This window comes from Candidatus Eisenbacteria bacterium, assembly GCA_035577985.1.
Taxonomy (GTDB): domain Bacteria; phylum Desulfobacterota; class Binatia; order DP-6; family DP-6; genus DATJZY01.
The window spans coordinates 1-2,118 of sequence record DATJZY010000182.1; the positions used below are offsets into that span (position 1 = coordinate 1).

2 protein-coding genes are annotated in these 2,118 nt (G+C 68.0%); both read right to left on the bottom strand.

Annotated features, from left to right (window positions below; genetic code table 11):
* The coding region (locus VMS22_25645) for a fumarate reductase/succinate dehydrogenase flavoprotein subunit (protein HXJ37427.1) at positions 1-1,776 on the bottom strand (1,776 nt) is incomplete at its 3' end.
* A 13-nt stretch (positions 1,777-1,789) separates the two neighbouring features.
* On the bottom strand, positions 1,790-2,118 hold a 329-nt coding region (locus tag VMS22_25650; GenBank protein HXJ37428.1), incomplete at its 5' end, for a succinate dehydrogenase.

Below are 2,118 nucleotides of genomic sequence, written 5' to 3' on the forward strand. Positions count from 1 at the left end.
GTCCGTGCACATGAGCTCCGCCAGCTCCAGGAAGTCCGCGACGCGGCCGGCCTTCTCGAGCGACTGGTTCAGCTCCTCCCCGCTCCCGAGCACGCGGATGTTCTTCTGGAACTCCTCGCGCAGCTCGGGGATCTTCGCGAGCGCCCGTCGCAGTCCGGCGTCCGAGCGCGCCATGCCGCACTCGTCCCACATGAGCCGGCCGAGCTCGGTGGCGAAGGCGTGCACGGTTCGTCGCCCGTGGGTCGCGAGGAGCGCCTGCGTGCGTCGATGAACCTGCTCTTCGGCCCCGCGGAACGCCGGGTGCGAGGCATCGACCTTCTCGACCTTCGCGCTGGCCACGTAGTCCGGCACGGTGGCGGGCAGGATGAAGTAGCCGTCGGACAGCCCCTGCATAAGCGCGCTCGCGCCGAGCCGATTCGAGCCCTGGTCGGAGAAGTTGGCTTCGCCGGCGACGAAGAGCCCAGGAATCGTCGACATCAGGTGGTAGTCGACCCACAGACCGCCCATGGTGTAGTGCGGAGCCGGATAGATCCGCATCGGCACGCGATAGGCATCGTCCCCCGTGATGCGCTCGTAGATCTCGAAGAGGTTGCCGTACTTCGCCTGGACATCGTCGAGCCCGAGGCGTGCGATCGCATCGGCGAAATCGAGGTAGACGCCGTGGCCGCCCGGCCCGACACCGCGACCCTCGTCGCAGACCTCCTTGGCGGCACGCGAGGCGACGTCGCGCGGCACGAGGTTGCCGAAGCTCGGGTAGCGGCGTTCGAGATAGTAGTCGCGCTCGCTCTCCGGGATGTCGTTCGCCCCGCGCGTGTCGCCCTTCTTCTTCGGAACCCAGACGCGGCCGTCGTTGCGCAGCGACTCCGACATGAGGGTCAGCTTCGACTGGTGCTCGCCCGACTGCGGGATGCAGGTCGGATGGATCTGCGTGAAGCACGGATTGCCGAAGAGCGCGCCCCTGCGATGCGCCCGCCAGATGGCGGTGCAGTTCGACGCCTTGGCGTTCGTCGAGAGGTAGAAGACGTTGCTGTAGCCGCCGGTGGCAAGCACCACGACGTCGCCGACGTGCGAACGGACTGCGCCGGTCTCGAGATTGCGCGTCACGATGCCGCGCGCCTTGCCGTCGATGACGACGAGGTCGAGCATCTCGCTCCGCGGATGCATCGTCACCGTCCCCGCCGCGATCTGGCGCTCCAGCGCCTGGTAGGCCCCGAGCAGGAGCTGCTGGCCGGTCTGGCCGCGTGCGTAAAAGGTCCGCTCGACCTGGACGCCGCCGAAGGAGCGCGTCTCGAGCAGGCCACCGTAGTCCCGGGCGAAGGGCACGCCCTGGGCGACGCACTGGTCGATGATCTCGACACTGACCTGCGCCAGCCTGTACGAGTTGGCCTCGCGGGCGCGGAAGTCGCCGCCCTTCACCGTGTCCTTGAACAGGCGGAAGATGCTGTCGCCGTCGTTGCGGTAGTTCTTGGCGGCGTTGATCCCGCCCTGGGCGGCGATCGAGTGGGCGCGGCGCGGCGTGTCGTGGAACGAGAAGCAGTGCACGTGGTAGCCCTGCTCGCCGAGCGTCGCCGCCGCGGCGGCACCGGCGAGGCCCGAGCCGACGATCAGGATGGTGTGCTTCCGCCGGTTGGCGGGATTCACGAGCTTCATCTCGGCGCGGCAGCGGTCCCACTTCTGCTCGATCGTCCCGTCGGGAATCCTCGCGTCCAGGAGCGGTTCCGGTTTCGGCGCCGAGTCCGGCCGCAGGCCTTGTCCCTCGCTGGGAAGAGTGGACATCGCATCTCTCCTTTCAACGCAGCCAGCCGACCCACACGGAGACGGGGACGGAGATGAATCCGACGCAGACGACGAGCGCGAGGCCGCGTGACACCGCGCGGAGCAGCGGCGTAGTGCGCGCGTCGTTCCAGCCGAGCGTCTGGAACATGCTCCAGATGCCGTGGTCAAGGTGCAGGCACAGGCACGCCATCGCGATTACGTAGAAGAGCGCCACGTACCAGACCGAGAAGGCAGCCTCGACATTGTGGTGAACCGCCAGGTGCTGGTATGCGCCGGGCTGGAAGCCGACCTTGCCGGCCGTCAGGTGCAGCAGGTGGTAGACGACGAACAGGGCGAGGATCG